1 protein-coding gene is annotated in these 815 nt (G+C 65.8%); it reads left to right on the top strand.

The features are described from left to right. The coding region (locus tag A5706_RS26810; RefSeq protein WP_082964675.1) for a Gfo/Idh/MocA family protein at nucleotides 1-815 on the top strand (815 nt) is incomplete at its 3' end.

Raw genomic sequence — 815 nt, 5'->3', positions numbered from 1 at the left:
ATTCTGGTCAAGCCGGCCCGGGAAAACGCCGACGTCGTGGTTGCCGCCGTGGCGGATCGTGACGAGTCGCATGCTCGGGCGTTCGCCGCCAAGCACGGCATCGCCCGGGCACACGACAGCTATGACGCGCTGATTGCCGATCCGGATCTGGATGCCGTCTATATCGTGCTGCCGAACAGCTTGCACGGCAGGTGGACACGCGCTGCGCTTGCCGCGGGCAAGCACGTTCTCTGCGAGAAGCCGTTCACCGCCAATGCCGCCGAGGCCCGCGACATCGCCGAGCTGGCCGCGAAGTCAGATCGCGTCGTCATGGAGGCGCTCCAGTACCGCTACCATCCGTTGACATCGCGCGTCGAGCAGATCATCGCTTCGGGGGAGCTGGGTAGATTGCAGCGAGTGGAGGTAGCGGTGTGCGTCATGCTGCCGAAGCGTTCAAATAGCAACATCTACGACTACTCCCTTGCCGGTGGCGCGCTGATGACCGACGGAAGCTATACGGTCGACATGCTCCGTACGTTCGGCGGTTCGACCCCGGAAGTCGTTTCGGCTCGTGCGAAACTGGGCGGTCCCGAAGTGGACCGGGCTATGACGGCCGAATTGCGGTTCGCCGGCGGGCACACGGGCCGCCTGCACTGCGCGCTGTGGTCGTCGAACCTGTTTTGGGCGAGCGCCAAGGTGGTTGGGGATCGCGGCCGGCTGCGTTACCTCAGTCCGGCTGCTCCGCACTTGTTGCCCCGGCTCACGATCCGCTCGGCCGACGGCAAGCGGGTGGAGCGCTTCCCGCGCCGCACCAGCTATGCGTACCAGCTCGAGGC

The sequence above is a fragment of the Mycobacterium sp. E796 genome, from assembly GCF_001672815.1.
GTDB lineage: Bacteria > Actinomycetota > Actinomycetes > Mycobacteriales > Mycobacteriaceae > Mycobacterium.
Note: the sequence above shows the minus strand (reverse complement) of the source record. Positions and strands in the feature narration are given on the sequence as shown.